The organism is Brevibacillus sp. BD137 (genome assembly GCF_041644655.1).
GTDB lineage: Bacteria > Bacillota > Bacilli > Brevibacillales > Brevibacillaceae > Brevibacillus > Brevibacillus brevis_D.
Genome location: NZ_JAOTNO010000001.1, coordinates 739,017 through 764,998, shown reverse-complemented (window position 1 = coordinate 764,998; position 25,982 = coordinate 739,017). Strand labels below are relative to the sequence as shown.

Here is a 25,982-nt window from a genome sequence, read left to right as displayed (position 1 = left end):
TCAGCTGGATAGAGCGTTTGACTACGAATCAAAAGGTCGGGAGTTCGAATCTCTCAGGGCACGCTTCTTTACTACAAAAGTGAAGATAATAATTTGTCGGGAAGTAGCTCAGCTTGGTAGAGTACTTGGCTTGGGACCAAGGGGTCGCAGGTTCGAATCCTGTCTTCCCGACCATGATTTGCCCACGTTTTACAGGTTTGCCGGGGTGGCGGAATGGGCAGACGCAACAGACTTAAAATCTGTCGGGAGTTTCTCCCGTACCGGTTCAAGTCCGGTCCTCGGCACCAGCATTTATTTTGATGCGGGTGTAGTTCAATGGTAGAACTCCAGCCTTCCAAGCTGGTCGCGTGGGTTCGATTCCCATCACCCGCTCCATACGTAAAGCAGAGAGCCAATAGGTTCTCTGTTTTTTTGCTTTTAGGAAAGCAGAACTATTTTTACTTGAGACAAAAGTATGAAGGCTTATCCAATAGCTGAATAGATAAGCCTTTGTTCAATACAGGTATAAATGTTTGTCGAAAGCTGTCTGACGTTTTCTATGGTAGCAACATATGTTTTCGTGTACAGTAAAACTAAGGTCGCTTACCGATGAAATAATTGGTAACGGATCTCTTGCCTTGCCTCCTGCGTTGTCAGGGGGCTTTTTTGCGTGATACAAAAGAGAGCGACCTAGCGAGCTTCCATTCGCGGGCCAACTTCCTGGGCATTTGCAATCGGCAGAGAAACGATAAAGCGTGTGCGTTTTTCATTGGAATCACAATGGATCGTGCCTTGATGCTTTTCGATAATATTTTTACAGATGGACAAGCCAATACCCGTCCCATTTTGTTTAGTCGTAAAGAATGGTTGGAAGAGATTTTCCACGATCTCGGGTGAAATCCTTTCGCCGTTGTTTTCCACACTCAAATAGAGCCAACCATCTGAAGAGGTGGAGATGACATGAATATACTTGTCTGTACGATTTTGCACGGCGTCAATGGCATTGTTTAAGAGATTGACGACAACTTGCTTTAAGCCTTCTTCATAACATGCGAGTAAGCAGGGGTGGATTTGTTTTTCAAAACGTATGTTTTCTCCCACGAGGCGAGGGGTAATCAGCATCTCTACTTCTTCAAGCAGTTCTTCTACTTGAACGGTTTTAAAAATTTCATCGAGAATTGGTTTTTTGGAAAAGCTGAGGAATCCGGTCAGTTGCCGATGTAAATTCTCAAACTCATGCATGACGACTTGGATATACGTCTGAAGCTGGGCCTGTTCCTGTGTAGACTCGCCGATCAGCTTCAAGAACCCTTCAATGGCGCACAACGGATTGCGCAGCTCATGAGCCATATTAGCGGCAATTTTTCCGAGCATGGTCAGTTTGTCGTTATGCAAATAGGAGATCGTTTCTTCCTTCTGGACTAGCTCTTTATTTATCATTTGTTCAAAGTGATAAACAGCCCAGAATACACTTTCATCCATGGCCTTGCCAAGTTGGCTTTCCAAATAGTGCATTTCTTGTGAGGAGAGGGACCATCTCTGTAATTCCGGTTGGAGAACCCGCCAGAATACATTCCGGTACAATTGATATGTGCGCAAAATGGAGGAGAAGGGGAATTCCTGAGAACGAAGCCACTCTCCCATATCTAATGCCCAAGTCTGCATGTCATGATCTACATCCTCAACCAGATAGCGAGCCAAGAGCACTGTTCGTTTTTCTGCAAAATCGCGAGGAATGGTCACGGGAATTTCCATGCTGCGAACAATTTCTTGCAGCCATATTGTGGTGATGCTTGGTGTTAAGTCTAAAATCTTCCTTGAAACATCATAAAGGTTTAGCGTCACGGTCTCCACCATCTCTTATCCACCCCACTAAAATCGTAAGGGAAAATGCCTAATTTAGACAAGGTATAATTAGCCTGATTTCGCAATAAAATGTATTTTTTTCGGAAGTTTTTATCTACAAAATCCGCTGAAAACCGCCTTTTTTCGGAAAAATATTCAATCATGAGTCCGATTCCAGTCGCATAAAGTAGAATGGACGAACTTTATTGGACCAGGGAGGCAGGGATGGGCGAGTATTTTTGGCTGGGTCTTGTACACATCTTCATGATCGATCTGGTATTAAGCAGTGACAATGCTGTGGTCATAGGTATGGCCTGCCGCGGACTCCCTCAACAGGAGAGAAGAAGGGCAATTTTATATGGAACATTGGGTGCAATCCTCCTGCGAATTGTTTTAACGGGAATGACTACCTGGATGCTGGATATTCCTCTCGTGAAGGCAATCGGGGGAATCTTATTGCTGTGGATCGCGTGTAAGCTGATGCTGGGTGAGAATGAAGAGCTCACAGACGTATCGCATAATCAGACAATTGGTCAGGCAGTCAGGACCATCATAGTAGCAGATTTTGTCATGAGTTTGGACAATGTTTTGGCAGTTGGTGGAGCAGCGCATGGCGATTTATGGTTAGTTTTGCTAGGGTTAGCGATGAGTATTCCGTTATTAATGTGGGGAAGTGTGTGGATCGCTCGCATGATGAATCGTTTTCCCAGTATGGTCATCATTGGCGGCGGAATTCTTGCCTTTACAGCAGTGGATATGTGTCTGGAGGATCCGTATGTCTGGAAGTGGGTGAATCCTTTGCTTCTCAACCATATGTGGTTGCCCGTATTTGCTGCCGTAGTGGTCATGTTTTGGGGGCGGATGAAAAGGACGTAAAAGGTGAAAAGGATAGTGCATTCTTGGGCATACTACAACAAAGGTCATGACCGTTTTGCGAAAATGTAAGTGGTCACATCCAGCTGAATGAAAACATAGCGGGAAAGGAACTTTTTCGAAATGAATACAAGCCTCTTGATGCTATGGGGATACTGGGATGAAATCTATCAGCGCTGCACCAGACTTACTTATATTGAGAAAGGGAACAATATATTTCGGGTTGTTGTTTTACGCTATCGGGGAGAGCCACTCGTTACTACCGATAATTGCATCATTCATGATGGGGATTTGATTTTAAAGCTACATATACACAATTATTACTTTGCTACCCTGTGCAAAGGAGTGAAGGATGAGCTACGCGTGGCTCTTCTTTTGCGAAGACATATCCTCCAATCATTGCCGAAGCTAGCCACATTCCTGGATTCGATGGAAAATAAAGATCAAATAAAAGGGATAGTGGGAACGACCATGCTACATAAAGGGATAACACCTTTGGGCTTCTCGATTTCGGATGTGCCTATGACCTGGTTTTTTCGATACAAGCGATGGTACTTGCGTCTCATGCTCAGAATCGTGCATCCCAATGGAAAGCAGCGATTGCAATCATGGAATTATGAAATGCCCCTAAAGCGTGTTTATATGTCCAAGGAATTTTTACTCAATCGATATGCTGACGGCAAGCAGCCTCTAGGAGAGTCCTACTAATGGCAAAGCGGTTTCTATTAGTGACAGAGGAATGGGCAGGGAGTGGTCACCGGATGGCTGCCGAGGCTCTGCAAGAAGTTTTACTGGAAAAGGAGGGGGCACGATCAGCGCGAGTGGTGGGAGGACTGAAAACCGCCAGTCCAGGCTTACGTGTGCTCTCTCATTTTTTTTATCGCAGTATGTTGCGCTACGGTCAACCTGTGTGGCAACGCATCTATGAACAGGAAGAAATGCTGGGCAGTGCATTGACCAAAGCATTGGGATGGTGGCTATCCGCTAGATTAACCAATCAACTTTTGCTAGAAGAGAAGCCGGATGTCGTTATCGCTACGCATGCATACTGCTTGTCCGCATTGGCAGAAGCGAAGAGAAGGGTGTCCAAGCCTTTCCAGCTCGTTTGTGTACCCACGGATTTCCATATTAATCGATTTTGGGTTCATCCAGAAATTGATGCGTACATGGTGGCACACGAGCAAATTGCGCAAATTCTAATCGATCGCTATGGGATTTCGCCTGAAAAAATCCATGTTTATGGCATTCCAGTTCGGCCAGCTTTTACTACAGCGCTTCTTACCGACAAAGCGGCTTGGAAAAAACAGCTTGGACTTGTGACAGATCAATTCACAGTACTGATTGGTGGGGGAGAAGGCGGTTATGGTGGCGTGGGACAGGTTGTACGAGAGTTGATGTTGGAAGAGCAACCTTTGCAGATCGTAGTCGTCACAGGGAAGAATGCAAGCCTGTACAAAAGACTGGAGAACTTGCTTAGTACCAAGAGCAATGGACATCGCTTTCTATTGAAAGGGTTTGAGCCGGAAATGTGGCAGTGGATTGGAGCGGCTGACGCCTATATAACGAAGCCAGGTGGCATTACGTGCGCGGAGTCACTTGCTCTTAAGACACCGCTGATTTTGTTCCACCCATTGCCCGGACAAGAAAAGCACAATTGTTCCTTTTTACTTAAGCAACAAGCAGCGATCTTGGCTGAAACACCGGCAGAAATCAAAGAAATTATCAGGTCATGGTGTCAGCCTGAAAAAAGAGAGGCTTTTGCAGGAAATTTGGACAAGCTGGGGAGACCAGACGCCGTTTACCAAATTGCACACACCCTTCTTCAATTAACAGACTAAAATTGGAAGAAAAATAGGACGCATGAACAAGCAAAACTTCACACATATTAAACTTACCAACGACGAGGAGGTGATATAGATGGCTAACAACAACAGATCCAGTAACAATCTGGTGGTTCCTCAAGCAAACCAAGCTCTGGACCAACTGAAATACGAAATCGCATCCGAATTCGGTGTTCAGCTTGGACCAGACACTACTTCCCGTCAAAACGGTTCAGTTGGAGGAGAGATTACAAAACGTCTTGTCTCCTTTGCTGAGCAACAATTGGCTGGACGTGGCTAATCTCATAAGCTGGATGAAGGGAGGCGCCTATGGTGTCTCTCTTTTTATTTTTCCAATTATTTTTCCAAGAAGAGGGAAATTATTTACAGATGAAAATGGAGCAGATCACCGCATAAATAATGGGTGGAGGCGGATTCTATATGTGTTAGGAGGTGAGTGGATATGACAGTAGGAGCACAGGTGAAACAAACGCTTGCCAGCTTGAAAGGCGCACAAGCAGATTTTGAAACGTTTGCTCTTAGCACGCAAAACAAGAAAGCGAAGCAACTGTATTCGCAAGCAGCAGAGCAAACGCAATCCATTGTAGATAACCTCCAGCAGCGTGTAACGGAGCTGGAAAAGGAAGAACCACAGTTTAAGGGATTCTAGGAAGTGTTGGGAAAGGGAGAGGGACTTCCTCTCTCTTGGTTTTACTCTCTATAAAAATCACCTCAGGTGATGGAGGTGGCTTATGCCTGATTGGTCAATAATCCTTTTGCGCTCAATAGGCGCTGTTGCTTACTTATTTCTATTGACAAAGATCATTGGAAAAAGGCAAATCAAGCAACTTACATATATCGAATATATCGTCGGTATCAGCATCGGTTCGATTGCTGCCTTTATGGCAACCGAAATGGATGGGCCGGTCTACCATAGTTTAATTGGCATGGGGGTATTTGCGCTTTTTCCTTATTTAATGGAGTGGCTTTCCCTCAAGAGCAAGTTTCTCCGCGATCTATTTGAAGGGAAATCAACGGTTCTCATCAAGGAAGGCAAGATTTTGGAAGACAATCTGAAAAAGGAACGTTTGACTGCGGAAGACTTGATGGAACAATTACGAATCAAAAACGTGTTCCGAGTAGCCGATGTGGAGTTTGCATTGATGGAAACAAGCGGGGAAGTCAGTGTCCTCTTAAAATCAGAGAGTCAGCCGGTAACTCCCAAACACCTTGAATTGACAGTGGCTCCTTCAGAAGAGAATCAAGTGGTCATTATGGATGGGATGATCATGGACGAGCCGCTAGCAACAGCAGGTCTAAATCGCAGATGGGTGCGCACGGAGCTGCAAAAAGCGGGAGTGGCTTTGGAAAATGTTTTCCTCGGCCAAGTAGACAAAGGTGGAGACCTCTATCTCGACCTCTATGACGATAAACTGATGGTTCCTGGGGCCCAAGCAATGAAGCTGGCTTTTGCTACATTGAAAAAATGTCAGGCGGATTTGGAGCTGTATGCACTCAATACAAAAAATGAACAAATGAAGCGTACCTACCAAACCGATTCGGAACGGCTCCAACAGATTATCGATCAAGTAAAACCGTTCATGATACGGTAAAAAAGGAGTGAGTGAGACATGGCAGACCAAAAAAAGAAAAAGCTGACCCCCGTCCAGCAAGAATACCAGCAATTGGCAAAGACGCACGAGCCTACGCGACCGCTATTGCGCAATTTTACTCGGGCATTCTTAGTGGGTGGGGGCATTTGTATGATCGGGCAAGGGATACAAGAAATGTTCATTCACTACTTCGATTTTACGGAGAAAACCGCTGGGAATCCTACAGTAGCTGTCTTGATCCTTCTTTCTGCTCTCTTGACCGGTCTAGGACTATATGACCGGATTGCTCAATGGGCTGGGGCAGGAACAAGTGTGCCAGTTACAGGTTTTGCCAACTCGATTGCATCTGCGGCCATTGAGCATCGTAGCGAAGGATTTGTGCTGGGGGTCGGCGGTAACATGTTCAAGCTCGCGGGGTCAGTGATTGTGTTTGGAGTGGCGGCGGCATTTGTCATTGGCTTGATCAAAACATTGTTTACGATGGGAGGCTGACGGATGCGCCAAGGTAATCAGTCTTGGGTCTTTCCTTTAAAACCTGTCATTCTCGGGCACGCTGCGATTGGTGGGCCTTTTGAGGCTAAGGGACCGTTAGCCGAAGACTTTGATATCCTGCACGGTGACTTGATGATTGGACAAGACAGCTGGGAAAAAGCGGAGAAAGTCCTGCTGGAAGAAGCGTGCTCGAAAGCGGTGGAGAAAGCGGGTCTCACAAAAGAGCAAATAAACTTTATGCTTGCCGGGGATTTAATGAACCAGATCATATCTGCGAGCTTTTCGGCCCGGACGCTTTCGATACCGTTTCTGGGGATTTTCGGTGCGTGTTCAACAGCGATGGAAGGCTTGGCCCTGGCTGCTCTCATGGTAAATAGTCAAGCTGCTGATTACGTCTTGGCCGCTACCTCCAGTCACAATGGTGCTGCTGAAAAGCAATATCGTTATCCAACAGAGTACGGCTCTCAGAAGCCCCCTACGGCACAATGGACAGTGACAGGAGCAGGGGCTGCTGTTGTAGCCAGTCAAGGTAAGGGGCTGCGGATTGCGGGAGCTACCATCGGGCATGTAGTCGATATGGGATTGACAGACCCATTCAATATGGGAGCAGCGATGGCACCAGCCGCATTATCCACGATTGAGTCGCATTTCCGTGACTTTCAGCTCCCTCACGACCATTATGATTTGATCGTAACAGGCGATTTAGGACGAACGGGGCATGCCATTTTATCTGAGCTGTTGCCCAAGCATCACATGCATATCCCACTAGAGCGTTATGTCGATTGCGGGAAACTCATTTATGGAGAAAATCCGAATGTGTGGTCGGGGGGGAGCGGATGTGGCTGTATCGCTACAGTGACCTACGGGCATCTACTACGGCGGATGAAGCAAGGAGAGTGGAAGCGGATCTTGCTGGTTGCGACGGGAGCCCTCTTATCTCCATTGACCTTCCAGCAGGGAGAAAGCATTCCTTGCATTGCGCATGCCGTGGCTGTTGAGTCGGAGCAACTTGGAGAGTGATACCATGATGTTTTTGTGGGCGTTTCTCGTAGGAGGAACGATTTGCTTAATCGGTCAATTTCTCATGGATGTCGTCAAGCTCACACCTGCCCATACGATGTCCTCTCTTGTTGTCACAGGGGCAGTGCTAGACGGATTCGGTCTATACGAGCCACTGGTTAATTTTGCTGGAGCAGGAGCAACAGTACCAATCACGAGCTTTGGAAATGCACTCGTGCACGGGGCAATGGCGGAAGCGGAAAAGCATGGAGTCATTGGCATCATTACCGGCATTTTTGAAGTGACGAGTGCGGGTATTTCAGCTGCCATCGTCTTCGGATTTATCATGGCAGTCATGTTCCGACCTAAAGGATAGAGGCAGGTACATGTTTCCACTTGTGCCAAAATAATTGAATTGAACCTACTTTCGCCAACTTGTAGAATGGGTTGGGTAAAGGAGGGTACAATTTATGTGGTGGAGCAAGAAAGTAGTAACAACCTTGCTTGCTGCCTTTATGGCTGTAGCGTTTATTTTCCCGGCCGACTCCCTGGCAGCTACACAGATTCAGCGTGGTAGTGTGAACGGGGATGTATGGGATTTGCAGTATCGCTTGCAGATGCTGGGTTACTACGATGACAAATTGGATGGCATTTACGGAGCGAATACAACAAAGGCCGTCAGACAGTTTCAAAAAGCATACGGATTACAGATTGACGGTATCACTGGTCCAAATACATGGCGCGTTCTCAAGAAAGTGTCGGTAAATAAAGCGGAAATGCAGATGCTGGCGCAGTTGGTTTATTCGGAAGCACGCGGAGAACCTTATGAGGGCCAAGTAGCAGTAGCTGCGGTAGCATTGAACCGTGTTCAGTCCAAAAACTTCCCCGATACGCTTGCGGGTGTCATCTTTGAGCCATTAGCGTTTACCGCTGTAGATGATGGACAATTCTGGATGACTCCTAACAAGACTGCTTACAAGGCAGCTTGGGATGCCGTGCGAGGATGGGACCCAAGCAACCATTCTCTTTACTACTTTAACCCTGTTACAGCGACCTCCGATTGGATTTGGTCCCGTACACAAGTGAAGAAGATCGGCAAACACATTTTTGCCGTGTAACTATTGTTCATGCAGCCCTTGAAACAGTCTTTGTCATGATGCTGTTCGAGGGCTTTCCTTTTCATTGGAAACTATTGTTCATTGTTTTTGCAAAATAGTTCGATAAAATGATACGAAAGGATTCGCATATTTCCCCATGGAGGTTGATGATGAAGAAACGGATGATCCTTGCCTCGCTGGTAGCCTTTATGCTCATAGGTACACCAGTTGTCGAGGCAGAAACAACTCACATGAACGAAACACCTTATGCAGACATTAACGGCCATTGGGCAGAACAACAAATCAATCAACTATACATAGCCAACGTAATTGGTCAAAACGAATATTTTCGACCTGATGACAACGTGACATTGGGTGAACTGCTTACGATGTTTGTGAATGCCAAAGGAATTGAACCTCTTGGTAACAAGCAATCATCCTTTGCGGACGTACCGGCAAACAGCTGGCTGTCGTCCTATGCCGAGACGGCCTATCGATTGGGAATCGTCCATGGGCAAAAGCAGGGGAATTACCTGTACCTACATCCGGATGCTCCTGTAAAAAGAGCAGAGCTTGCCTCTATTCTGATAAGAACGATGGGGGACAGCGGAGTAGTCAATAACTTGAAGTGGTCTACGACGATCCAGACATTGAACCAATACGCGGATGGGAACAATGTAAACGAGAAAGAGCAACGCCCACTCGTTTACGCCATGCAAAACGGGTTAATGAGTGCCTATGAGGACGGTACATTAAAACCGGACAAGTATATGACGAGAGCTGAAGCAGCTACATACGCGGCCCTTGACTTGCTTCCGGATAAGCCGAAGACGACAAAAGCCCTCGCAAACGGAACACCTTTTCGCCAAGAAATAACGGTACAGACAACTGCTTACAGCTATACGAACGACAAGATCCTGTCGTATCTGGAGTATCCACTGCGCGAAGGTGTTGTAGCGGTTGATCCAAATGTCATTCCGCTTGGTAAACACCTGTACATCGATGGGTACGGCTATGCAGTGGCAGCTGATATCGGTGGTGCGGTAAAGCAACGCCATGTGGATCTGTATCTTCCAACGTTAAACGAAGCTGAAAATCATGGCCTGCAAAAAGGCGTCAAAGTATACGTGCTTGATTAATAAAAATGCTGAACATATTTCCTGCTCTTTCCACTCATACTAACGTGGAAGGGGTGGGATTTTTTCATGGTATGGGTGTTGTTAGGATTGCTTGGTTTATTTGTCCTACTAGTGATCACGCCAATACAATTGACGTGTTTTTACAGTCGCGAGGGCGAAGATGATCAATTGGAAATTACGATAGCAGCTTGGGGTATCATTCGCAGGAAATACGAAATACCCATTCTCCTTTTGAAAATGACAGAAGCTGGGCCTGAGCTTGTCGCAAAGGTGGAAACAATCCAGCAGGGAAGCAAGCTTCGGGAAAAGGTCAAGGATTTTACACGCAGGCAAGTGAAAAAATGGTACCGGAATTATCGGGATGTGCTGGAAAGAGTTCGTGACTTGCTGCCTTTGCTAAAAGACCTGTTCAAACAAGTTCGTTGCACGAAATTAGAATGGCATACGTTATTAGGCACAGGTCAGGCGGCTGAAACAGGGGCGCTAACAGGACTAATCTGGGGAGTGAAAAGCCTGATTGTAGGAATCCTCTCCCACTCCATCTCCTTACAGACGATGCCAGCCATGAGTGTACAGCCTGTCTGGAACCAAGCACTTCTACATACGAAAGTTCAAGCGGTGTTGCATTTTTATTTGGGGCAGTTCGTTTTCTACGCGTTGAAAGTTTTTCTGCGGATTCGAAAAAGTAAGCAGCGAAAATGGCAAGCTGCACCGACGCGTGCCTAAAAATAAATATGGTACCAAACATATTTATTCCTTTGTACAGGGTACATGCTCCGGATTTGTTGGGGGAATGATAAAACATGAAACAGATAGGAAGGAGGAGCGACAAATATGGCAGACCACCCGATTCAAGGCCTCATGAGAACAGCGATGGAAAATCTCAAGCAAATGGTGGACGTGAATACAATCATTGGTGATCCTGTTGAGACACCTGATGGTAGTGTCATTCTTCCGATCTCCAAGGTAGGATTTGGTTTCGCGGCCGGGGGTAGTGAGTTCCAATACGATCACCATCATAATGGGCACCAACACACTCAACAGCATGAACATACTGGTAACCCATTTGGTGGGGGGAGTGGGGGCGGTGTTTCCATCACACCTGTAGCTTTCTTGGTCGTTGGCAAACAAGGAATTCGTTCGATTCCGCTTGAAAATACGACCCATCTCTACGACCGGATTTTGGATTCTGTTCCGCAAATCGTGGATAAGGTTCAGGGGATGTTTACCAAATCGGATGATACTCCTGTTTATTCCAATACGACGATTATTGCCGGAGCAGAAGAACAAGATTTGGAAGACCTTATGGATCGAAAGTAAAACAAACACAAAACAGGTATGCTCCATAAGGGCATACCTGTTTTTTCAATAAGAGGCGTATGGCATTACCAGCGTTCATTTACATACAAGCCTGTCTTCGCAGCATGTTGATAATGAAGGCTAGAGCTGGATGAGGCGATATAAGGATGGAGGGCCATCGCTTCTTCGTAGTAACGTGAAAAGGAGCCAAGGGGTTTGCTTTGCAATCCCAATGTACTTGCTCTGAATGCTTGGGCTACACGCTCCATTGTAGTTGTATAGTCCACATCGCTGGTCTGTACGGCCTCCAGCCATTTCTCATCGTCCATTTCCAATTGTCCATCTGGTAACAGCTTGATTCCAAACGTTTGGAGTTTTTCCTCTTCGTCTTTTGCGACTTGAGCGAATGCATCCAGCTTTTGCGTCGTTAACGTATTTGCTTTTTCGGCAAGCAACAGCTGCAGACGATTGTATTTACTTACTAGCGAGTGTGTGCGCTCCTGTAATCGCTCAATGTCAGTTCCAGCCTCGTCATCTTTTTCCGCAGCAATAAATTCGCGAGCACTCTTCTCCAAATCTGAGGAAAACCGGTACAGACGCGATAAGGAATCAGACAGCTCCGTTGTCCATTGCTGCTGGCGAGTGTAATACGGCTGCAAATTAAAACTGAGAATTGGATTCACTGGCGTGCTTAATTTTGCCTGAAGCATATGGGAATGATAGCGGCCTACCCGCTGCGTAAATGGAACATGGCTGACTCGATTCGTTTTCATGTCGGTCACCTCCTCACAAGCAAATGGAATGAATCCCCAGGGACAATTTACTATCTCCTATTATAGACGATGCCTACTCCATTTCAATGAGCAGATCGCCAGTTTGAATGGCTTCACCTGCTTTCACATAGACGGCTTTAATTTTTCCGTCGAGTGGGGCCTGAATCGTCGTCTCCATTTTCATCGCTTCACTCACCAAAAGATGCTCGCCTTTACGCACCTTGTCACCTTCTGCTACAAGCACCTTGAGCACTTTTCCTGGCATAGAGGCACCGAGGTGGGCAGGGTTTTGCGCTTCTGCTTTTCGGCGGATCAGTTCAGAGACTTTTGCAGATTGGTCACGGATGAAGATTTCACGTGGTTGTCCGTTCAATTCAAAATAGATGATGCGACGGCCATCCGGATGAAGCTCGCCGACTGCGACCAGCTTGATAATTAGTGTTTTACCGCGCTCGATCGTAATGGCAGTTTCCTCACCTGGACGCAGTCCGTAGAAAAACGTTCCTGTATTCAAAACGGACAGGTCGCCGTATTCCTTCAGTCGTTGTTCAAATTGCAAATAAACTTGCGGATACATGATATACGACAGGATGTCTAAATGACTGGGCTCACGTCCGATTTTGGCTTCCAGCTCAGTAGCAACTTGCGTAAAGTCAATGGGTGCGAGCAATTCGCCAGGACGTGTAGTAAAGGCATCGCGGCCTTTTAGCACGAGTTCCTGTAGCTCCTTCGGGAATCCGCCTGGCGGTTGGCCAAGATACCCTTGGAAAAATTGAATGACGGAATCCGGAAAGTCGAGGCGTGTTCCTTTCTCCCAAATGTTTTCTTCATTCAAGTTGTTTTGGACCATGAACAGCGCCATATCCCCGACGACCTTGGAAGAAGGGGTCACTTTTACAATGTCACCACACATTTGATTGACCACGGCATACATCTGCTTCACTTCGTCCCAACGACCTTCCAGACCAACCGCTTTGGCTTGCTGCTCCAGATTGGTGTATTGTCCGCCTGGCATTTCGTGAACGTATACCTCCGTGTTGCTCGCCTTCATGCCGCTTTCAAAGCCTTGGTAGTACGGACGTACATCTTCCCAGTAATCAGACAGCTTGTTGAACGATTCAAGAGATAAGCCCGTCTCACGCTCCGTGTGGGCAAGGGTTGCAATCAACCCGTTCAAGCTTGGCTGGGAAGTGAGTCCAGACATGGAGCTGACGCAAGCATCGACGATATCCACGCCTGCTTCGATCGCTTTCAGAAGCATGGCTCCAGCGTTACCAGACGTATCGTGAGTGTGCAGATGGATCGGAATGCTGATTTCTTGTTTTAAGGCAGAGACGAGCGAATACGCAGCATACGGCTTCAAAAGACCGGCCATATCCTTGATCGCGAGAATATGGGCACCTGCTTTTTCCAATTCTTTTGCCAGATTGACATAGTAGGCCAAGCTGTACTTGGTCTTGGTCGGGTCGAGAATATCTCCGGTGTAGCAAATCGCTGCTTCGGCTACCTTGCCAGATTCACGAACGGCTTCAATGGCTGTTTGCATTCCAGGAAGCCAGTTCAGGCTGTCAAAGATCCGGAAGACATCAATGCCATTTTCGGCAGATGCTTTGACAAAGGAGTGAATCACATTATCCGGGTAGTTGGTGTAGCCTACGCCATTTGCTCCGCGCAAGAGCATTTGGAACAGGACATTCGGTATGCGCTGGCGGAGAATTTGTAGCCGCTCCCAGGGAGATTCCTGCAAAAAGCGCATGGTCGTGTCAAAAGTGGCACCGCCCCACATCTCCAGCGAGAAAAGGCCAGAACCGAGCTTGCCTGTCGCCTCTGCAATGGAGGCGAGATCGTAAGTGCGCACACGCGTAGCAAACAAAGACTGGTGGGCATCGCGGAATGTTGTGTCTGTGACGAGCACCTGTTTCTGCGCCTGAATCCAGCGTACCAGACCGTCGGCACCTTCTTTGTCCAGAATTTGCTTCGTGCCGTCCGGATATGGCTGGGTAAATGGTGTTCGCGGGATGCGAGGCGAGTCGAAGTGCGGCTTTTTCTCCGATTTCTGGAGACCGGGATATCCGTTGACAATCGTATCTCCGATATAAGATAGTAATTTGGTACCTCGGTCTTGACGGCCAGGGAAGATGAATAGCTCTGGTTTGGTGTCAATAAACGACGTATCGTAGTTGCCACTCAAAAAATCAGGATGTGTCACGACATTTTCCAAAAACGGCAGGTTCGTTTTCACACCACGAATCCGGAACTCACGCAAAGTTCGCAGCATTTTGCGAGCCGCTTGATCGAAGCTCGTGCCATACGTGGAGATTTTGACCAGTAGCGAGTCATAGAACGGTGTAATGATCGCGCCCGGATAACCATTGCCTCCATCCAGCCTTACGCCGAAGCCTCCACCGGAACGCCAGGCGGACAAGCGACCGGCATCTGGCAGGAAGTTGTTTTCAGCGTCTTCTGTCGTGACGCGGCATTGGATGGCAAAACCGCTCATCTGGATATCACTCTGGGATCGGATGCCAATCTCCCCATCGGAGAGGGGATGGCCCTCGGCTACGCGAATCTGCGACTGAACAATGTCGATGCCAGTGATGAGCTCCGTGATGGTATGCTCTACCTGAATGCGTGGGTTGACTTCTATAAAATAAAAACGCTTGTCCGGCGTTAACAAAAACTCGACAGTCCCTGCGTTCGAATAACCGGCTTTTTTCATGAGAGTGAGAGCAGCCTGGCAAATATTTTCACGCAGCTTGTCATCCAACGATAGGCTCGGTGCTACTTCGACGACTTTTTGATGGCGTCGTTGAACAGAGCAATCGCGCTCATACAGATGGACGATGTTTCCGTGGTTGTCACCGAGAATTTGGACCTCGATGTGTTTGGGCTGTTCCAAGTATCGCTCCAAATACACCTTGGCATTGCCGAAGGAAGAGCGGGCCTCGGAGCGGGCACGATCTAACGAATCTTGTAATTCCTCCTGACTGCGGACGATACGCATGCCACGGCCTCCGCCGCCAGATACGCCTTTAATAATGATGGGGTACCCGTATTCTTTGGCAAAGAGAAGCGCCTCTTGGAGTGTTTCGATTGGCTCCGGAGTGCCTGGAATGACTGGGATTCCCGCTTCAATCGCAAGACGACGGGCTTCTACCTTGTCCCCGAATTTGTCGATCAGCTCAGGGGATGGTCCAATGAAAATAATACCTTCCTCTTGGCAGCGCTTTGCAAAATCAGCATTTTCAGCAAGAAATCCGTAGCCCGGGTGAATGGCATCGATATCGTTGCGCTTGGCAATTTCGATGATACTTTCGATATCGAGGTAAGCCTCAATAGGCCCTTTTCCCGCTCCGACCAAGTAAGACTCGTCAGCCTTGAAGCGATGGATAGAAACGTTGTCCTGCTCGGAGTAGACGGCTACCGTACGTATGCCGAGCTCCGTTGCTGCACGAAAGATCCGAATGGCGATCTCACCGCGGTTTGCTACCAGTAGGCGATTGATTTTTCTCTTTTTCATTATTCTCTCCCCCTAACGTCTCGGAAAAAAAGACGTATTTAAAATTATATATAGAACAAATATACAAAATTTTCTCGACACAAGACACACTTTTTTCGATCACAGGAGGATGGATAAAGGTGAACAATCTAAACGATAAGCTTCCTGTATTTGTGTACGGCACGCTTTTAGCTGGTTTTGGGAATCATCGGATTTACGTGAAACCGTATAAGCATGAGGCAACACCTGCGACGATTCAAGGTGAGATCTATCATTTGCCGGCAGGCTATCCGGCATTGCTGAAAGGAGAGCAGGAGGTCGTGGGGGAGATCGTCATGTTTGCCCCTGACGTGTACGAGCAAGCACTAGCTGGACTGGACGAGCTGGAGACGTACTATGGCGAGAGTGATCCGCGCAATGAATACGAACGGATCATCGTGCCAGCGACTATGGAAGGAACAGATCAGGTCGTAAGCGTCTATGTTTATCGTTATTTGGATCAAGACCTGGTCAAGCAAACAGGGGTGCACATATCGCATGGGAATTGGCGACGCTACATGCAGGAGCTGACGAATAGCTAGTGCTAGTTTTGCCAAAACTGGTAGGGAAAAGGAGGGAGCCCTGCCATGGAATTACTCCATTGTGAACCTGCACAAATCTGGCGTTACCTGATTCCGCAAAATTACTGGATGTTTCCCGACGAAGTTCCAGAAGATGAACTGATCTTTCATTATCGTGACCATATTTATTTTGTAAACAATGACGGCTCAGTTTTGTCCATGCCACAGCCTGCTTGCTTCGAAACGCTGGATATGGGAACCTTGCTGGAGTATTTGGCAACATCGGACGACACCTTTGATTTTGATGATGAAGGAGAATTCGATTACGGCCATGTCTTAAAGCGTATGGGGTATATCGTGCCAGTCAGGGACAAGCGGGAAAAAGCCACGTATCAAATTGAGATTATCAATACGGCATTGCCGAAAGCACATGGAACACGGTACGAAATGAAGCAGGTTACCTTCGCTTTTGCCCTCTATCACGCTCTGATGCGCTGTCATGAGCTGAATGCGAAAACGGATTGGGAGTATGAGCATGAAGTGAAGCGAATCGCCGTGGTACAAGCCAAAAGAAGTGGAAAAGTGCAAGTGAATCTGTAATTTCTACTATTGGCATAGTGAAAAAAAGTGAATGATAGGGTATGATAATTGAGGTACATACTGAAAGATTTGGTGAGGAGGAAGAAATCATGACAACTGCTGTTGAGCGTCAAGGCGCATTTGTATTCAAAGGTGGTCCTGTAACACTGCTCGGTCCTGAAATCAAAGTAGGAGATACTGCTCCTAACTTTACTGTAGTAGGTGGCGATCTGTCCCCTGTAACTTTGGAAGACTCCAAGGGCACTGTTCGCATCATCTCCGTAATCCCTTCTATTGACACTGGCGTGTGCGATGCACAAACTCGTCGTTTCAACGAAGAGGCTGCGAAATTGGAAGGCGTTACTGTGCTGACTGTTTCCGTTGACCTGCCATTCGCGCAAAACCGCTGGTGCGGTGCTGCTGGCATCGACAAGGTGAAAACAGTATCTGACCACAAAGACCTGAGCTTCGGTACAGCTTATGGCGTAGCGATCAAAGAATTCCGTCTCTTGTCTCGCGCTGTATTCGTAATCGATGCAAACGACAAGGTTGTACACGCTGAGTATGTGGCTGCTGCTGGTGAGCATCCAAACTACGAAGCGGCGATTGCTGCTGCACAAGCTGCGAGGTAAGCATTTTTCATAAGGAAGCTCCCTTTTTGTCCAAGTGACGAAAAGGGAGCTTTTTTTATTTGCAGCAAGTGGAAAAATAATCTTGACGGCTTTAGTAACCAGTGGTTATATTATAACCAACGGTTACTAACCATTGGTTACTAAAATTTTTCAAAAAGCAAGGAGCTGAATATCACGCATGGCAAGCAAACAAGAAATACGCTCAGAAGAAACGAAACGGGCGATTTTGACGGCGGCAGCAGACCTTTTCGCTACCCGAGGCTTTGATACGGTATCCATCAGAGAAATCGCCAAAGCAGCCGGCTGTTCCCATACAACCCTCTATATTTATTTCAAAGACAAAGAAGCATTGCTTCATCATCTGTCCAAGGAACCTTTGCAAGGCTTGACTCTACAAATGGAAGAAATACTGTCCAAACAAGGAAGAACACCAGAAGAGAATTTGCGTGAAATCAGCAGTCAGTTCATCCACTTTTGCTTGCGCAATCGAACGATGTATACCTTGTTCTTCATGATCAAAGCCACTCGGATCGATGTAGCGGAACCAGAAAAAGAATTGCAAACGCTACGCAATCAATTGTTTGGTTTGTTGAGGCAGGCTGTAAGGCGATGCTTGCCAAGTGACATAGAGGAAGAAAAAGAGCTCGCCCATGCACGGATTTACTTCTACACGCTGCATGGCATCGTCGGTACGTATACACATTCCGAAGAACCATTGGACAGCTTGATGGAAAGGCTAGCCCCTACATTCGCACTATCCGTAGATGTTTTTCTCGCAGGAAGTCAAAAAATAATGAACAGGGAGTGACGAGAGAATGATTAGAGTAGAGCAAATCTCAGCGAACATTTGGTGTATCAAAGCGTGGTTGTTGATTCCTTTGCGGGTCTGGATTGTCAGGGAGGAGGATGGTGTTACGCTGATCGATGCGGGAATGCCATTTATGACGAAACGGATTATGGCCTTTATCAAGCAGCTGAATGCAGGACCACTCAAACGAATTTTGCTGACGCATGGTCATTCGGATCATGTTGGAGCCGTAAAAAAAATCGCGGAAGCAGAATCCGTACCAGTCTATGCCCATCGCATCGAGATTCCGTATATGGAAGGAAAAGAGCTGTACCCTCGTCGTAAAAAGCTGGAAGTAAACGTCCAGCCTGGCTTGGCTCAGCCTTTGCCAGAGGATGCTGAAGGGAATGTAGCTCCAATTGGTGGACTGCAACCTTATTTGACACCTGGTCATTCTCCGGGGCATGTGGTGTATTATCACGAACAGGATGGAGTGCTTTTGGCTGGAGATTTGTTTACTTCCAAACAAGGCAGATTGCATCGTCCCATGCCGATGTTTACGGCGGATATGGCTCAAGCACTTAAAAGCAGTTTGATCGTCCGCCAATTGCGCCCACGTCATTTGGAAGTATGCCATGGTAAACCGATTGAGAATCCGGCAGAACAGCTCGATGATTATTTAAAAGAGGTCTCTACTTCTTTTTCGATTCCAACGAGTGTTTGGCAATCATAGGGCAATGATTGACTGAGTCAAGTCGGATGAAACGAATCCCCTTTTTCTCGCGTCATAGGTTTGAGGTGATTGGATGAAAAAGGTAGGATTACTTGGTCAACTAATTCTGATAGCGACACTGTTACTGACGGGGTGTGGGAACGGATCGTCGGCGCAAGGGACTTCACAGCTTGCGGAACCACCACAGCCAGTCATTGAATGGAGCGGAAAAACAGCTGCGACGGTGCCCGCATCTTCCTGCTGGAGCTATAATAGCGAGTCGGTCTGCAAGGATACGGCAGCACCCCCGGAACTCATCGCAGAGCATAAGCCTGCACCCCTGCAAGTAAAGCCCGGGGCGACGCTAACCGTCACTTTTGCCCAGCAGCCAACTGCAAATAGGCTCAAGGTAACACAGTGGAACGGTATCAATGAAGTTGAGCAAGCAGTGGAAAACGGCAATCAGTGGAAGGCACCCGAACAGCCGGGCTGGTATTTGTTCGATGTTCGTGGCCAGTGGACGCAAGGCGATGCAGGTCATGCATTTGTTATCGAAGTGAAAGACAACATCCGATAGAAACACCGGACGGTTATGGCCAAAACAGCCATGATCGTTTTTTGCTATACTGAGGAGGAAAGACTTAAAGGAGAGACAACATGCTAGAAGAATTAATTAGCTTCACGGTTGATGAGGCAGATGCAGGACAAACCGTGCGAGAAGTTCTGCAAAAGCGGTATGGTGTATCGCGGCGTTTGCTCATTCGTGCCAAGTTTAAAGGCTCCATTACACGGAATGGCGTTCTCGTATTTGTAAACGAAAAATTGCAAGCCGGCGATAAAATAGCAGTCATGGTTGAAGAAGAAGCGGAAGAGACTGTTGCTCCAGAGGACATGCCGCTCTCCATTCGTTACGAGGACGAGGATTTGATGGTCATCGCAAAGCCAGCGGGATTGGTCGTTCATCCGACAGGAAATCATCCCAGTGGCACTTTGGCAAACGGGATGATCGCTTATTGGAAAAAGTGTGGCGAGAACAGAAAGTTCCGGGCGGTGAACCGTTTGGATAAGGATACATCAGGCTTGATGATCGTGGCGAAAAATCAGTGGGCGCATGAACAATTCAGCCGCATGCAGCAGATCAGGACGTTGCAGCGGACGTATCGAGCTATCGTTCAAGGAATCGTGGAGTCAGACGACGGTACGATTGATGCGCCGATTGGCCTTGCGGAAAATTCGTTTATCACCAGACAGGTAAGGCCGGATGGGCAGACAGCCGTTACCCATTATCGTGTGCTTGCCCGAGGGGAAGGAATGAGTTTTGTCGAGGTGAAGCTGGAGACGGGGCGTACGCATCAGATTCGCGTACATATGAGCAGTGAAGGGCACCCGCTTGCCGGAGATGATCTGTACGGGGGAGATCGGGAGCATATCGGCAGACAAGCTTTGCATGCATGGGGGCTATCTTTTGTCCACCCGCGTAGTGGTCTTGCGATGAGCTGGGAGGAGCCGCTGCCAAATGATATGGAGCAGCTAGCCCAGCAATTTTTTCCCGATTATCTGTGCAAGGAAATGACTTAGGCGAAAAATTTCGTCATTTCCCTCTGGAAAGCTGTAAACGTTTTCGATATGATAGAAGAAATTCGTTACAAACTTTGGAAACACACAACAGTGAATAGCTGGCTGTCTGCGGGGGAAAATCCAGAAAAGATTTTTTTCAGTAGCAGACTAGACCCAGCTTGCGCCTGATGCCGTTTCGGATCGTTTTGACAAAGAGGGCTCCCCTTTTTATTTGTCATGCACCGGAATTGCTTTGGGAGTGAGCTGGGTTTTCTTATAATATCGGAAAGCATAAACCTCTTCGGGTTTCTTCCCGATATTACGTAAAACATTCCGCTAATACGCGGTCGCTCATCCTTGAGCAAGCATCGATATAGGTTTTCTTATTGCCAAAGAGAAGGAGAGGGTTTCATGAAGCTGGTTTCCTATCGAGAAAGGGAAAGGGATGCTTGGCGAGCGGGGCTCTTGCACGAAGGAAAAGTCAAAGATATTGCACATGCTTGTCCGGGGGCGCCGAGTACAGTGCTAGATTTGCTAGAGGAGTGGGCGGATTGGTTACCTGTTCTCCAAGCAGCATACGAGGCACAGGATGGCTGGGATTTGGAACAAGTCGAGCTAGGTTCGCCACTTCCACGTCCTTCCAGCTTTCGTGACTTTTACGCTTTCGAGGCCCATGTGATGACAGCGCGAGCCAAACGCGGACTTCCGATGGTGCCTGAATGGTATCACTTTCCCGTTTTTTATTTTTCGAATGCAGCAGCTTTTACAGGGACGCAAGCGAATATTCGCAGACCCAAAGCAACCGAGTGGCTGGACTATGAGCTGGAAATTGCCTGCGTGATTGGAAAAGCAGGAGTTAACATTCCAGTAGAACGAGCGGAAGAGCACATCGCAGGATATTGTATCTTAAACGACTGGAGCGCCCGGGATATACAGCGGGAGGAGGTCAAGGTCGGCTTAGGACCTGCCAAGGGTAAAGACTTCGCAACGTCCATGGGACCGTGGCTGGTTACACCGGAGGAGCTGGCGGATGTACGCCTCACAGGCGAAAAGGGCAGCCGCTACGATCTAGAGATGGTGGCACGCATCAATGGTAGAGAGTATTCGAAAGGAAACTTCAAAGACATTCACTATACATTCGCTGAAATGATTGCCCGTGCCTCGGAGGATTGCTCCTTGTATCCCGGAGATGTTATTGGGTCGGGGACAGTAGGGACTGGCTGCATTTTGGAGCTGGGGACAGAGCAGTATGCTTGGCTTGCGCCAGGTGATGTAGTGGAGCTAGAGGTGGAACGCCTCGGTGTGCTTCGCAATACCATTTGTGAATAGGGATGAAAAAAGGAGGAAGGAACGTATGGCTTTTTATCATCGAATGGGGGAAGTTCCACAAAAGCGGCATACGACGTTTTACAAGCCGGATGGGGGACTGTACCGCGAGCAAGTGATGGGAACCAAAGGGTTTTCTGGGATTCAATCGATTCTGTATCACCACAATCCGCCTACCCAAGTGAGGGAGACGCGCAAATACGCAGACGTCCGTTTGGAATATGTGGAGCAGGTTGATTTAGCGCATCAGCATTTTAAAACGTTTGATGTTCAGCCGGGTGGGGACCCGATTTTTGGACGTCGCTATATGCTGGGGAATAACGATGTCGTCATGGCAGTCTGCGCACCGACAGAGCCGATGGATTACTTTTATCGCAATGCGGATGGGGATGAAGTCGTCTTTGTCCATCAAGGCAAGGGAGAGCTGCAAACGATTTTCGGCACACTCACTTACAAGCCGGGCGACTATCTCGTCATTCCGATCGGCACGACCTATCGGATTGTACCTTCAGAACAGAGCCGCTTCCTCGTCATTGAGTCCCAGAATGAGATCGTGCCACCAAAGCGTTATCGCAACGAGCACGGTCAATTGTTGGAACATTCGCCGTTTTGTGAACGTGATATTCGTTTGCCAGAAAAATTGGAGACGCATGTGGAAAGCGGAGACTTCGAGGTGCGCGTCAAACGCCAATCCGTGGTCTACAGCTACTTCTTTGACTTCCATCCGTTTGATGTCGTGGGCTGGGACGGTTATTTGTATCCCTATGCACTAAGTGTTCATGATTTCGAACCAATTACTGGGCGCATTCATCAACCGCCACCTGTCCATCAAACTTTTGCTGGTCAAAACTTTGTCATCTGCTCGTTCGTTCCGCGAATGTACGACTATCATCCGCAAGCGATCCCTGCGCCTTACTACCACAGTAATGTAGAAAGTGACGAGGTGTTATACTACGTAGATGGTAATTTTATGAGCAGAAAAGGTATTTACGAGGGTTCGATCACCTTACATCCAATGGGGATTCCTCATGGGCCGCATCCAGGCAAGGTAGAGGCGAGCATTGGGAAAAAAGAAACGCAGGAGCTAGCTGTCATGCTGGACACATTCAACCCGCTTCACGTTACAAAGCAAGCGTTGGAAATTGAAGATGAGGCATACATGTCAAGCTGGTTGCCACCGAAGGAATAGGAAGAGGTGCAAAAACGCAATGGAAATCGCTATTCACGAGATTGAACGGCAGGAAAAATACAAGCTCTTGATCGGATGTATCGTCCCGAGGCCGATCGCTTGGGTCACCTCGTTAGGGGAGGGGATGATCGTCAATGCCGCTCCTTTCAGCTATTTTAATGTCGCCAGCATTGAACCGATGATGGTTTCGGTTGCCGTCATGCGCAAGCCGGGAAGTGTCCCAAAAGATACGGCACGAAACATCATCCAAACGGGAGAATTCGTGGTCAATATGGTGGACGTACACAATGTGGATGCGGTCAATCAGACTTCTGCCGATTATCCGCCAGAGATCAGTGAAGTAGAGGCGATGGGGCTGGAAGTCGCACCATCCGTTCGTGTCAAGGTGCCAAGACTGCGTGCATCCCGCATTCATTTTGAGTGCAAGCTGCATCAGATTGTGGAATTAGGTAGTCCGACGACTTCGGATTTGATTATCGGGGAAGTGGTACATGTACATGTAGCGGATGAGCTGTATCATGCAGGACGGATTGATGCTACAGCATTTGCACCCGTTAGCAGATTAGCGGGCCATACGTATGCGACTCTGGGTGAACAGTTTGATCGTCCCCGCCCCGTTTATGAGCCACCTGTCAAATGATTGATCTCCGTCCAGCGACGGAGGACAAATCCCTCTACGGACCATTTTACCGCAATCGCCTATCGGGTATCCTGTAGATACAAGGCAAGCGGATACTGTAGAGAGGGTGGAAAGCAATGATGGAAAGACGACTATACCGTTCGCATCAGGATAAACGGTTATTTGGAGTTTGTGGTGGGATTGCGCAATTTTTGCGCATTGACTCTTCGTTGGTACGTATAGGAGTTGTCGTTCTCACTGTTTTTACAGGAGTACCGATTTTGCTTTACTTGCTGATGGCGATGATCATGCCAAGAGAACCGCATTGGTCATACGCTTCTGACGGTTTCCCGATGCATGATGGGCCATATAGTGGACATGCACGCATGAACGATTTGGATCAGGAAATTGACCGTCTGGAGAAGCGTGCTTTGGTACAGGAAGTGTATCGCCTGCGCGAAGAGTTGGGCAAATACAAAGGACTTTAAAGCAAATAAGAGACTTCCAGGGCATTACGCTCACGGGAAGTCTCTTTTCACTTTTACCCAATTTTGATCCCACAAAAAAATGGTCAGCAACTTCTGGAGATCGCTGCATAACATGTAAGGTGGAAAACCTACATAGGGAGGGAAAAGCAGTGTATCTCGGCGTGTTCGATTTGAATCAGCGTTTGGAGCAAACCCGTAAAATTCTGCGGGAAAAGCAACATCTGAAAAAACTGATTGAAGAAGACATCCATGACTTGGAACAAGACGTCAAAGAATTAGAAGCAATGACGTCGAAACAAGACAAGTATGCGACCAGCGCTCAGCGCTAAAACAGCTGTATGATCGACAAAAAGAGGAAGTGGCAACTGCCAGAAGAAGGCAGGGAGCCACTTTTTTAATTGGGAAGCGCTTGGTCCAACACTTTTTCTACGATGGCAGGAACCATGCGGATCGCTGCACTATCGGTTCCGTATGTCTGGCTATCCGCGTAAGTACCTTCCATCAACAAGATAAGCGTATAGGCCAGCTCGCATGGATGAGCAGCGCCAAGGGCTGTCGTGCGTTCCAAAAAAGCGTCGCGGATACGTTTCTGATGGGAGCAAACCAACTCACGAACGGGATGAACCGGATCAGGAAACTCGACAGCTACATTGATAAAGCAACAGCCGCGAAATTGCTCGTTGGACGCGCGCGCAGCCAGATCAGCAAAAAACTGAATGAGTTGCTCTCGTGGCCGATTGGGATGTTTGGCGATGCTCTCTTCCCACTCTTGCCAAAAAACGTTTTGCTTACGAGTCATGTAGGCGAGAATCAAGTCTGTTTTCGAGGAAAACTGCCGATAGACGCTCATCTTATTCATTCCAGCACGCTCGACGATGGCGTCTACACTGACGGCATGGATCCCTTCTTGATAAAACAATTCTTCAGCAGCGTTCAGGATGATCTCTTGTGCTTTTTCACGAGGAACGCGAGGCCGTTTTGCTTCCGTCATATATCATCCCCCATTTAGGACTTCCAGACGTCGGAGACAATTTCAAAAGAGCGCACACGATCGGCATGGTGGTACATTTGCGTCGTAATCATGAGCTCATCTGCTCCCGTAGCATCGAGCAACTCTTGGAGTTTGCTTTTCACAGTGGCAGGGCTACCAATAATGGAGGAACGCAGCTGTGCTTGGACTGACAGTTTTTCGAATTCGCTCCAGAGCTCATCCATATTGTCCACAGGTGGTTGGATTGGCTTGAGATCACCGCGGACGAGATTTAAGAATGCCTGGTAATGGGAGGTGGCCAGTCGATTCGCCAGCTCATCCGTATCGGCTGCCATCACGTTGACGCCAACCATGGCATATGGCTGATCCAGCACTTCCGATGGACGGAAACAATGACGATACGTCTGTAAGGCAGGCAAGGTGAAGTTCGGTGAAAAATGCCCGGCAAAAGCAAACGGCAATCCGAGCATGCCTGCTAGTCGCGCTGAGAAATCGCTGGAGCCGAGCAACCAGATCGGGATGTTCAGACCTTCGCCAGGGATAGCGCGGATGGCAGATGCCGACTCGCTTGTTATTGGACGAAGATATTCACGCAGCTCCTCCAATAACTCCGGGAAATCCTCTCCACCAATCCGCAAATCGCGGCGCAGCGCACGTGCTGTTCGTTGGTCCGCCCCAGGTGCGCGTCCTAGACCTAAGTCGATCCGGCCTGGATAGAGGGACTCCAGTGTCCCGAATTGCTCGGCGATCACGAGTGGAGCATGGTTGGGCAGCATAATGCCGCCTGAACCTACACGGATTTTGCTGGTGCCGCCGGCAATGTAACCAATGAGAACGGAAGTAGCAGAGCTGGCTACGCTGGGCATTGCGTGGTGTTCGGCGAGCCAATAACGTGTAAAGCCCCATTTTTCAACCTGTTGCGCCAGATTGAGACTGTTTTTATACGATTCAGCAGCGGTGCTACCCTCCGTAATGGGTGCTAAATCGAGAACGGATAATGGAATCTCTCGAAGTGGCTTAGACGAGATTGTATCGGACATGGGTTGGAACCCTCCTTGTGCTTAGCGGTTGCTGGTCGGATAACTTTGTTACTGAGTAGTAACAAAACGTACTT

At 47.9% G+C, this 25,982-nt stretch carries 30 protein-coding genes and 3 tRNA genes; 28 read left to right on the top strand and 5 right to left on the bottom strand.

From position 1 onward, the window contains the following. Nucleotides 1-97: 97 nt before the first annotated feature. The 3 genes from ODZ53_RS03810 to ODZ53_RS03800 all read left to right on the top strand — a co-directional run bounded on the left by ODZ53_RS03810 (nucleotide 98) and on the right by ODZ53_RS03800 (nucleotide 375). Nucleotides 98-174 (top strand) — tRNA-Pro (locus tag ODZ53_RS03810). Between the two features lie 25 nt (nucleotides 175-199). After that, nucleotides 200-287 (top strand) — tRNA-Leu (locus ODZ53_RS03805). Between the two features lie 14 nt (nucleotides 288-301). After that, nucleotides 302-375, top strand: a tRNA-Gly gene (locus tag ODZ53_RS03800). 294 nt (nucleotides 376-669) lie between these two features. Here the strand turns inward: ODZ53_RS03800 and ODZ53_RS03795 are convergent. Then, nucleotides 670-1,836 carry a sensor histidine kinase gene (locus ODZ53_RS03795; RefSeq protein WP_064203353.1) on the bottom strand — a complete coding sequence of 389 codons (1,167 nt, stop codon included), beginning with the start codon at nucleotides 1,834-1,836 and terminating at the stop codon, nucleotides 670-672. 213 nt (nucleotides 1,837-2,049) lie between these two features. Here ODZ53_RS03795 and ODZ53_RS03790 point away from each other — a divergent pair, with 213 nt between their 5' ends. The 13 genes from ODZ53_RS03790 (at nucleotide 2,050) to ytfJ (ending at nucleotide 11,177) form a co-directional block, all read left to right on the top strand. Next, the gene (locus tag ODZ53_RS03790) at nucleotides 2,050-2,700 is read left to right on the top strand and encodes a TerC family protein (RefSeq protein WP_372675965.1); all 651 of its coding nucleotides are present in this window, start codon (nucleotides 2,050-2,052) and stop codon (nucleotides 2,698-2,700) included. Between the two features lie 120 nt (nucleotides 2,701-2,820). Next, nucleotides 2,821-3,405, top strand: a complete 585-nt coding sequence (locus ODZ53_RS03785; RefSeq protein ID WP_372675964.1) for a YkoP family protein — start codon at nucleotides 2,821-2,823, stop codon at nucleotides 3,403-3,405. Continuing rightward, a complete protein-coding gene (locus ODZ53_RS03780) occupies nucleotides 3,405-4,535 on the top strand; it encodes an MGDG synthase family glycosyltransferase (protein ID WP_372675963.1) in 1,131 nt (376 codons plus the stop codon). The genes ODZ53_RS03785 and ODZ53_RS03780 overlap by 1 nt, the downstream gene beginning before the upstream one ends. Nucleotides 4,536-4,614: 79 nt before the next feature. After that, the gene (locus ODZ53_RS03775; RefSeq protein ID WP_007717155.1) at nucleotides 4,615-4,818 is read left to right on the top strand and encodes an alpha/beta-type small acid-soluble spore protein; all 204 of its coding nucleotides are present in this window, start codon (nucleotides 4,615-4,617) and stop codon (nucleotides 4,816-4,818) included. Nucleotides 4,819-4,980: 162 nt separating this feature from the next. Then, nucleotides 4,981-5,187 carry a DUF1657 domain-containing protein gene (locus ODZ53_RS03770; protein ID WP_007717150.1) on the top strand — a complete coding sequence of 69 codons (207 nt, stop codon included), beginning with the start codon at nucleotides 4,981-4,983 and terminating at the stop codon, nucleotides 5,185-5,187. An 82-nt stretch (nucleotides 5,188-5,269) separates the two neighbouring features. Beyond that, nucleotides 5,270-6,130, top strand: coding sequence for a DUF421 domain-containing protein (locus ODZ53_RS03765; protein WP_064203356.1), 861 nt, complete (start codon nucleotides 5,270-5,272; stop codon nucleotides 6,128-6,130). 18 nt (nucleotides 6,131-6,148) lie between these two features. Next, nucleotides 6,149-6,622, top strand: a complete 474-nt coding sequence (spoVAC, locus tag ODZ53_RS03760) for a stage V sporulation protein AC (protein WP_372675962.1) — start codon at nucleotides 6,149-6,151, stop codon at nucleotides 6,620-6,622. A gap of 3 nt (nucleotides 6,623-6,625) precedes the next feature. Continuing rightward, nucleotides 6,626-7,642, top strand: a complete 1,017-nt coding sequence (gene spoVAD, locus ODZ53_RS03755) for a stage V sporulation protein AD (RefSeq protein ID WP_372675961.1) — start codon at nucleotides 6,626-6,628, stop codon at nucleotides 7,640-7,642. Nucleotides 7,643-7,646: 4 nt separating this feature from the next. After that, nucleotides 7,647-7,997 (top strand): stage V sporulation protein AE, encoded by a 351-nt coding sequence (gene spoVAE, locus ODZ53_RS03750; protein WP_015892351.1) that lies wholly within the window; start codon nucleotides 7,647-7,649, stop codon nucleotides 7,995-7,997. 94 nt (nucleotides 7,998-8,091) lie between these two features. Further along, nucleotides 8,092-8,739 carry a spore cortex-lytic enzyme gene (gene sleB / locus ODZ53_RS03745; RefSeq protein ID WP_372675960.1) on the top strand — a complete coding sequence of 216 codons (648 nt, stop codon included), beginning with the start codon at nucleotides 8,092-8,094 and terminating at the stop codon, nucleotides 8,737-8,739. Nucleotides 8,740-8,885: 146 nt separating this feature from the next. After that, the gene (locus ODZ53_RS03740; protein ID WP_372675959.1) at nucleotides 8,886-9,857 is read left to right on the top strand and encodes an S-layer homology domain-containing protein; all 972 of its coding nucleotides are present in this window, start codon (nucleotides 8,886-8,888) and stop codon (nucleotides 9,855-9,857) included. Nucleotides 9,858-9,923: 66 nt separating this feature from the next. Next, nucleotides 9,924-10,583: a DUF2953 domain-containing protein gene (locus ODZ53_RS03735; RefSeq protein WP_372675958.1), complete on the top strand. Its 660-nt coding sequence runs from the start codon at nucleotides 9,924-9,926 to the stop codon at nucleotides 10,581-10,583. Between the two features lie 108 nt (nucleotides 10,584-10,691). Further along, on the top strand, nucleotides 10,692-11,177 hold the full coding sequence (gene ytfJ / locus ODZ53_RS03730) for a GerW family sporulation protein (protein ID WP_016742389.1): 486 nt from the start codon (nucleotides 10,692-10,694) through the stop codon (nucleotides 11,175-11,177). Nucleotides 11,178-11,242: 65 nt separating this feature from the next. Here ytfJ and ODZ53_RS03725 read toward each other — a convergent pair whose 3' ends face one another. Further along, nucleotides 11,243-11,929, bottom strand: a complete 687-nt coding sequence (locus ODZ53_RS03725) for a hypothetical protein (protein WP_372675957.1) — start codon at nucleotides 11,927-11,929, stop codon at nucleotides 11,243-11,245. 73 nt (nucleotides 11,930-12,002) lie between these two features. Further along, on the bottom strand, nucleotides 12,003-15,449 hold the full coding sequence (locus ODZ53_RS03720) for a pyruvate carboxylase (protein ID WP_372675956.1): 3,447 nt from the start codon (nucleotides 15,447-15,449) through the stop codon (nucleotides 12,003-12,005). A 119-nt stretch (nucleotides 15,450-15,568) separates the two neighbouring features. On the opposite strand from ODZ53_RS03720, the gene ODZ53_RS03715 reads away from it, so the two are divergent. The 12 genes from ODZ53_RS03715 (at nucleotide 15,569) to ODZ53_RS03660 (ending at nucleotide 24,206) form a co-directional block, all read left to right on the top strand. Continuing rightward, entirely contained in the window at nucleotides 15,569-16,009 is a 441-nt protein-coding gene (locus ODZ53_RS03715; RefSeq protein ID WP_372675955.1) for a gamma-glutamylcyclotransferase family protein, read from the top strand. Between the two features lie 45 nt (nucleotides 16,010-16,054). Further along, nucleotides 16,055-16,588: a hypothetical protein gene (locus ODZ53_RS03710; protein ID WP_015892343.1), complete on the top strand. Its 534-nt coding sequence runs from the start codon at nucleotides 16,055-16,057 to the stop codon at nucleotides 16,586-16,588. Nucleotides 16,589-16,677: 89 nt separating this feature from the next. Next, nucleotides 16,678-17,199 (top strand): thiol peroxidase, encoded by a 522-nt coding sequence (tpx, locus tag ODZ53_RS03705; protein WP_372675954.1) that lies wholly within the window; start codon nucleotides 16,678-16,680, stop codon nucleotides 17,197-17,199. Between the two features lie 178 nt (nucleotides 17,200-17,377). Further along, a complete protein-coding gene (locus ODZ53_RS03700) occupies nucleotides 17,378-18,007 on the top strand; it encodes a TetR/AcrR family transcriptional regulator (protein ID WP_372675952.1) in 630 nt (209 codons plus the stop codon). Between the two features lie 7 nt (nucleotides 18,008-18,014). Then, nucleotides 18,015-18,719 (top strand): MBL fold metallo-hydrolase, encoded by a 705-nt coding sequence (locus ODZ53_RS03695; protein WP_372675951.1) that lies wholly within the window; start codon nucleotides 18,015-18,017, stop codon nucleotides 18,717-18,719. Nucleotides 18,720-18,792: 73 nt separating this feature from the next. After that, nucleotides 18,793-19,275, top strand: a complete 483-nt coding sequence (locus ODZ53_RS03690; RefSeq protein ID WP_372675950.1) for a hypothetical protein — start codon at nucleotides 18,793-18,795, stop codon at nucleotides 19,273-19,275. 80 nt (nucleotides 19,276-19,355) lie between these two features. Continuing rightward, on the top strand, nucleotides 19,356-20,276 hold the full coding sequence (locus tag ODZ53_RS03685; protein WP_372675949.1) for an RluA family pseudouridine synthase: 921 nt from the start codon (nucleotides 19,356-19,358) through the stop codon (nucleotides 20,274-20,276). A 390-nt stretch (nucleotides 20,277-20,666) separates the two neighbouring features. Next, nucleotides 20,667-21,584 (top strand): fumarylacetoacetate hydrolase family protein, encoded by a 918-nt coding sequence (locus ODZ53_RS03680; protein ID WP_064203365.1) that lies wholly within the window; start codon nucleotides 20,667-20,669, stop codon nucleotides 21,582-21,584. A gap of 25 nt (nucleotides 21,585-21,609) precedes the next feature. Beyond that, the gene (locus ODZ53_RS03675; protein WP_372675948.1) at nucleotides 21,610-22,770 is read left to right on the top strand and encodes a homogentisate 1,2-dioxygenase; all 1,161 of its coding nucleotides are present in this window, start codon (nucleotides 21,610-21,612) and stop codon (nucleotides 22,768-22,770) included. 19 nt (nucleotides 22,771-22,789) lie between these two features. Continuing rightward, nucleotides 22,790-23,410, top strand: coding sequence for a flavin reductase family protein (locus ODZ53_RS03670; RefSeq protein ID WP_372675947.1), 621 nt, complete (start codon nucleotides 22,790-22,792; stop codon nucleotides 23,408-23,410). A 116-nt stretch (nucleotides 23,411-23,526) separates the two neighbouring features. Continuing rightward, nucleotides 23,527-23,877: a PspC domain-containing protein gene (locus ODZ53_RS03665; RefSeq protein ID WP_372675946.1), complete on the top strand. Its 351-nt coding sequence runs from the start codon at nucleotides 23,527-23,529 to the stop codon at nucleotides 23,875-23,877. A 149-nt stretch (nucleotides 23,878-24,026) separates the two neighbouring features. Further along, complete coding sequence (locus tag ODZ53_RS03660; RefSeq protein ID WP_015892331.1) at nucleotides 24,027-24,206, top strand: hypothetical protein; 180 nt, start codon at nucleotides 24,027-24,029, stop codon at nucleotides 24,204-24,206. Nucleotides 24,207-24,271: 65 nt separating this feature from the next. Here ODZ53_RS03660 and ODZ53_RS03655 read toward each other — a convergent pair whose 3' ends face one another. After that, a complete protein-coding gene (locus ODZ53_RS03655) occupies nucleotides 24,272-24,868 on the bottom strand; it encodes a TetR/AcrR family transcriptional regulator (protein ID WP_372675945.1) in 597 nt (198 codons plus the stop codon). Between the two features lie 14 nt (nucleotides 24,869-24,882). Beyond that, a complete protein-coding gene (locus ODZ53_RS03650) occupies nucleotides 24,883-25,908 on the bottom strand; it encodes an LLM class flavin-dependent oxidoreductase (protein ID WP_372675944.1) in 1,026 nt (341 codons plus the stop codon). Between the last annotated feature and the right edge of the window lie 74 nt (nucleotides 25,909-25,982).

Excerpts from the sequence above, each read along its gene's own strand:
- ODZ53_RS03675 (WP_372675948.1), top strand. The coding sequence starts at position 21,610 with ATGGCTTTTTATCATCGAATGGGGGAAGTTCCACAAAAGCGGCATACG.
- sleB (WP_372675960.1), top strand. The coding sequence starts at position 8,092 with ATGTGGTGGAGCAAGAAAGTAGTAACAACCTTGCTTGCTGCCTTTATG.
- ODZ53_RS03790 (WP_372675965.1), top strand. The coding sequence starts at position 2,050 with ATGGGCGAGTATTTTTGGCTGGGTCTTGTACACATCTTCATGATCGAT.
- ODZ53_RS03740 (WP_372675959.1), top strand. The coding sequence starts at position 8,886 with ATGATGAAGAAACGGATGATCCTTGCCTCGCTGGTAGCCTTTATGCTC.
- ODZ53_RS03655 (WP_372675945.1), bottom strand. The coding sequence starts at position 24,868 with ATGACGGAAGCAAAACGGCCTCGCGTTCCTCGTGAAAAAGCACAAGAG.
- ODZ53_RS03680 (WP_064203365.1), top strand. The coding sequence starts at position 20,667 with ATGAAGCTGGTTTCCTATCGAGAAAGGGAAAGGGATGCTTGGCGAGCG.
- ODZ53_RS03775 (WP_007717155.1), top strand. The coding sequence starts at position 4,615 with ATGGCTAACAACAACAGATCCAGTAACAATCTGGTGGTTCCTCAAGCA.
- ODZ53_RS03695 (WP_372675951.1), top strand. The coding sequence starts at position 18,015 with ATGATTAGAGTAGAGCAAATCTCAGCGAACATTTGGTGTATCAAAGCG.
- ODZ53_RS03690 (WP_372675950.1), top strand. The coding sequence starts at position 18,793 with ATGAAAAAGGTAGGATTACTTGGTCAACTAATTCTGATAGCGACACTG.
- ODZ53_RS03685 (WP_372675949.1), top strand. The coding sequence starts at position 19,356 with ATGCTAGAAGAATTAATTAGCTTCACGGTTGATGAGGCAGATGCAGGA.
- spoVAC (WP_372675962.1), top strand. The coding sequence starts at position 6,149 with ATGGCAGACCAAAAAAAGAAAAAGCTGACCCCCGTCCAGCAAGAATAC.
- spoVAE (WP_015892351.1), top strand. The coding sequence starts at position 7,647 with ATGATGTTTTTGTGGGCGTTTCTCGTAGGAGGAACGATTTGCTTAATC.
- ODZ53_RS03720 (WP_372675956.1), bottom strand. The coding sequence starts at position 15,449 with ATGAAAAAGAGAAAAATCAATCGCCTACTGGTAGCAAACCGCGGTGAG.
- ODZ53_RS03795 (WP_064203353.1), bottom strand. The coding sequence starts at position 1,836 with ATGGTGGAGACCGTGACGCTAAACCTTTATGATGTTTCAAGGAAGATT.
- ODZ53_RS03785 (WP_372675964.1), top strand. The coding sequence starts at position 2,821 with ATGAATACAAGCCTCTTGATGCTATGGGGATACTGGGATGAAATCTAT.
- ytfJ (WP_016742389.1), top strand. The coding sequence starts at position 10,692 with ATGGCAGACCACCCGATTCAAGGCCTCATGAGAACAGCGATGGAAAAT.
- spoVAD (WP_372675961.1), top strand. The coding sequence starts at position 6,626 with ATGCGCCAAGGTAATCAGTCTTGGGTCTTTCCTTTAAAACCTGTCATT.
- ODZ53_RS03780 (WP_372675963.1), top strand. The coding sequence starts at position 3,405 with ATGGCAAAGCGGTTTCTATTAGTGACAGAGGAATGGGCAGGGAGTGGT.
- ODZ53_RS03725 (WP_372675957.1), bottom strand. The coding sequence starts at position 11,929 with ATGAAAACGAATCGAGTCAGCCATGTTCCATTTACGCAGCGGGTAGGC.
- ODZ53_RS03650 (WP_372675944.1), bottom strand. The coding sequence starts at position 25,908 with ATGTCCGATACAATCTCGTCTAAGCCACTTCGAGAGATTCCATTATCC.
- ODZ53_RS03710 (WP_015892343.1), top strand. The coding sequence starts at position 16,055 with ATGGAATTACTCCATTGTGAACCTGCACAAATCTGGCGTTACCTGATT.
- ODZ53_RS03765 (WP_064203356.1), top strand. The coding sequence starts at position 5,270 with ATGCCTGATTGGTCAATAATCCTTTTGCGCTCAATAGGCGCTGTTGCT.
- tpx (WP_372675954.1), top strand. The coding sequence starts at position 16,678 with ATGACAACTGCTGTTGAGCGTCAAGGCGCATTTGTATTCAAAGGTGGT.
- ODZ53_RS03700 (WP_372675952.1), top strand. The coding sequence starts at position 17,378 with ATGGCAAGCAAACAAGAAATACGCTCAGAAGAAACGAAACGGGCGATT.
- ODZ53_RS03665 (WP_372675946.1), top strand. The coding sequence starts at position 23,527 with ATGATGGAAAGACGACTATACCGTTCGCATCAGGATAAACGGTTATTT.
- ODZ53_RS03670 (WP_372675947.1), top strand. The coding sequence starts at position 22,790 with ATGGAAATCGCTATTCACGAGATTGAACGGCAGGAAAAATACAAGCTC.
- ODZ53_RS03770 (WP_007717150.1), top strand. The coding sequence starts at position 4,981 with ATGACAGTAGGAGCACAGGTGAAACAAACGCTTGCCAGCTTGAAAGGC.
- ODZ53_RS03735 (WP_372675958.1), top strand. The coding sequence starts at position 9,924 with ATGGTATGGGTGTTGTTAGGATTGCTTGGTTTATTTGTCCTACTAGTG.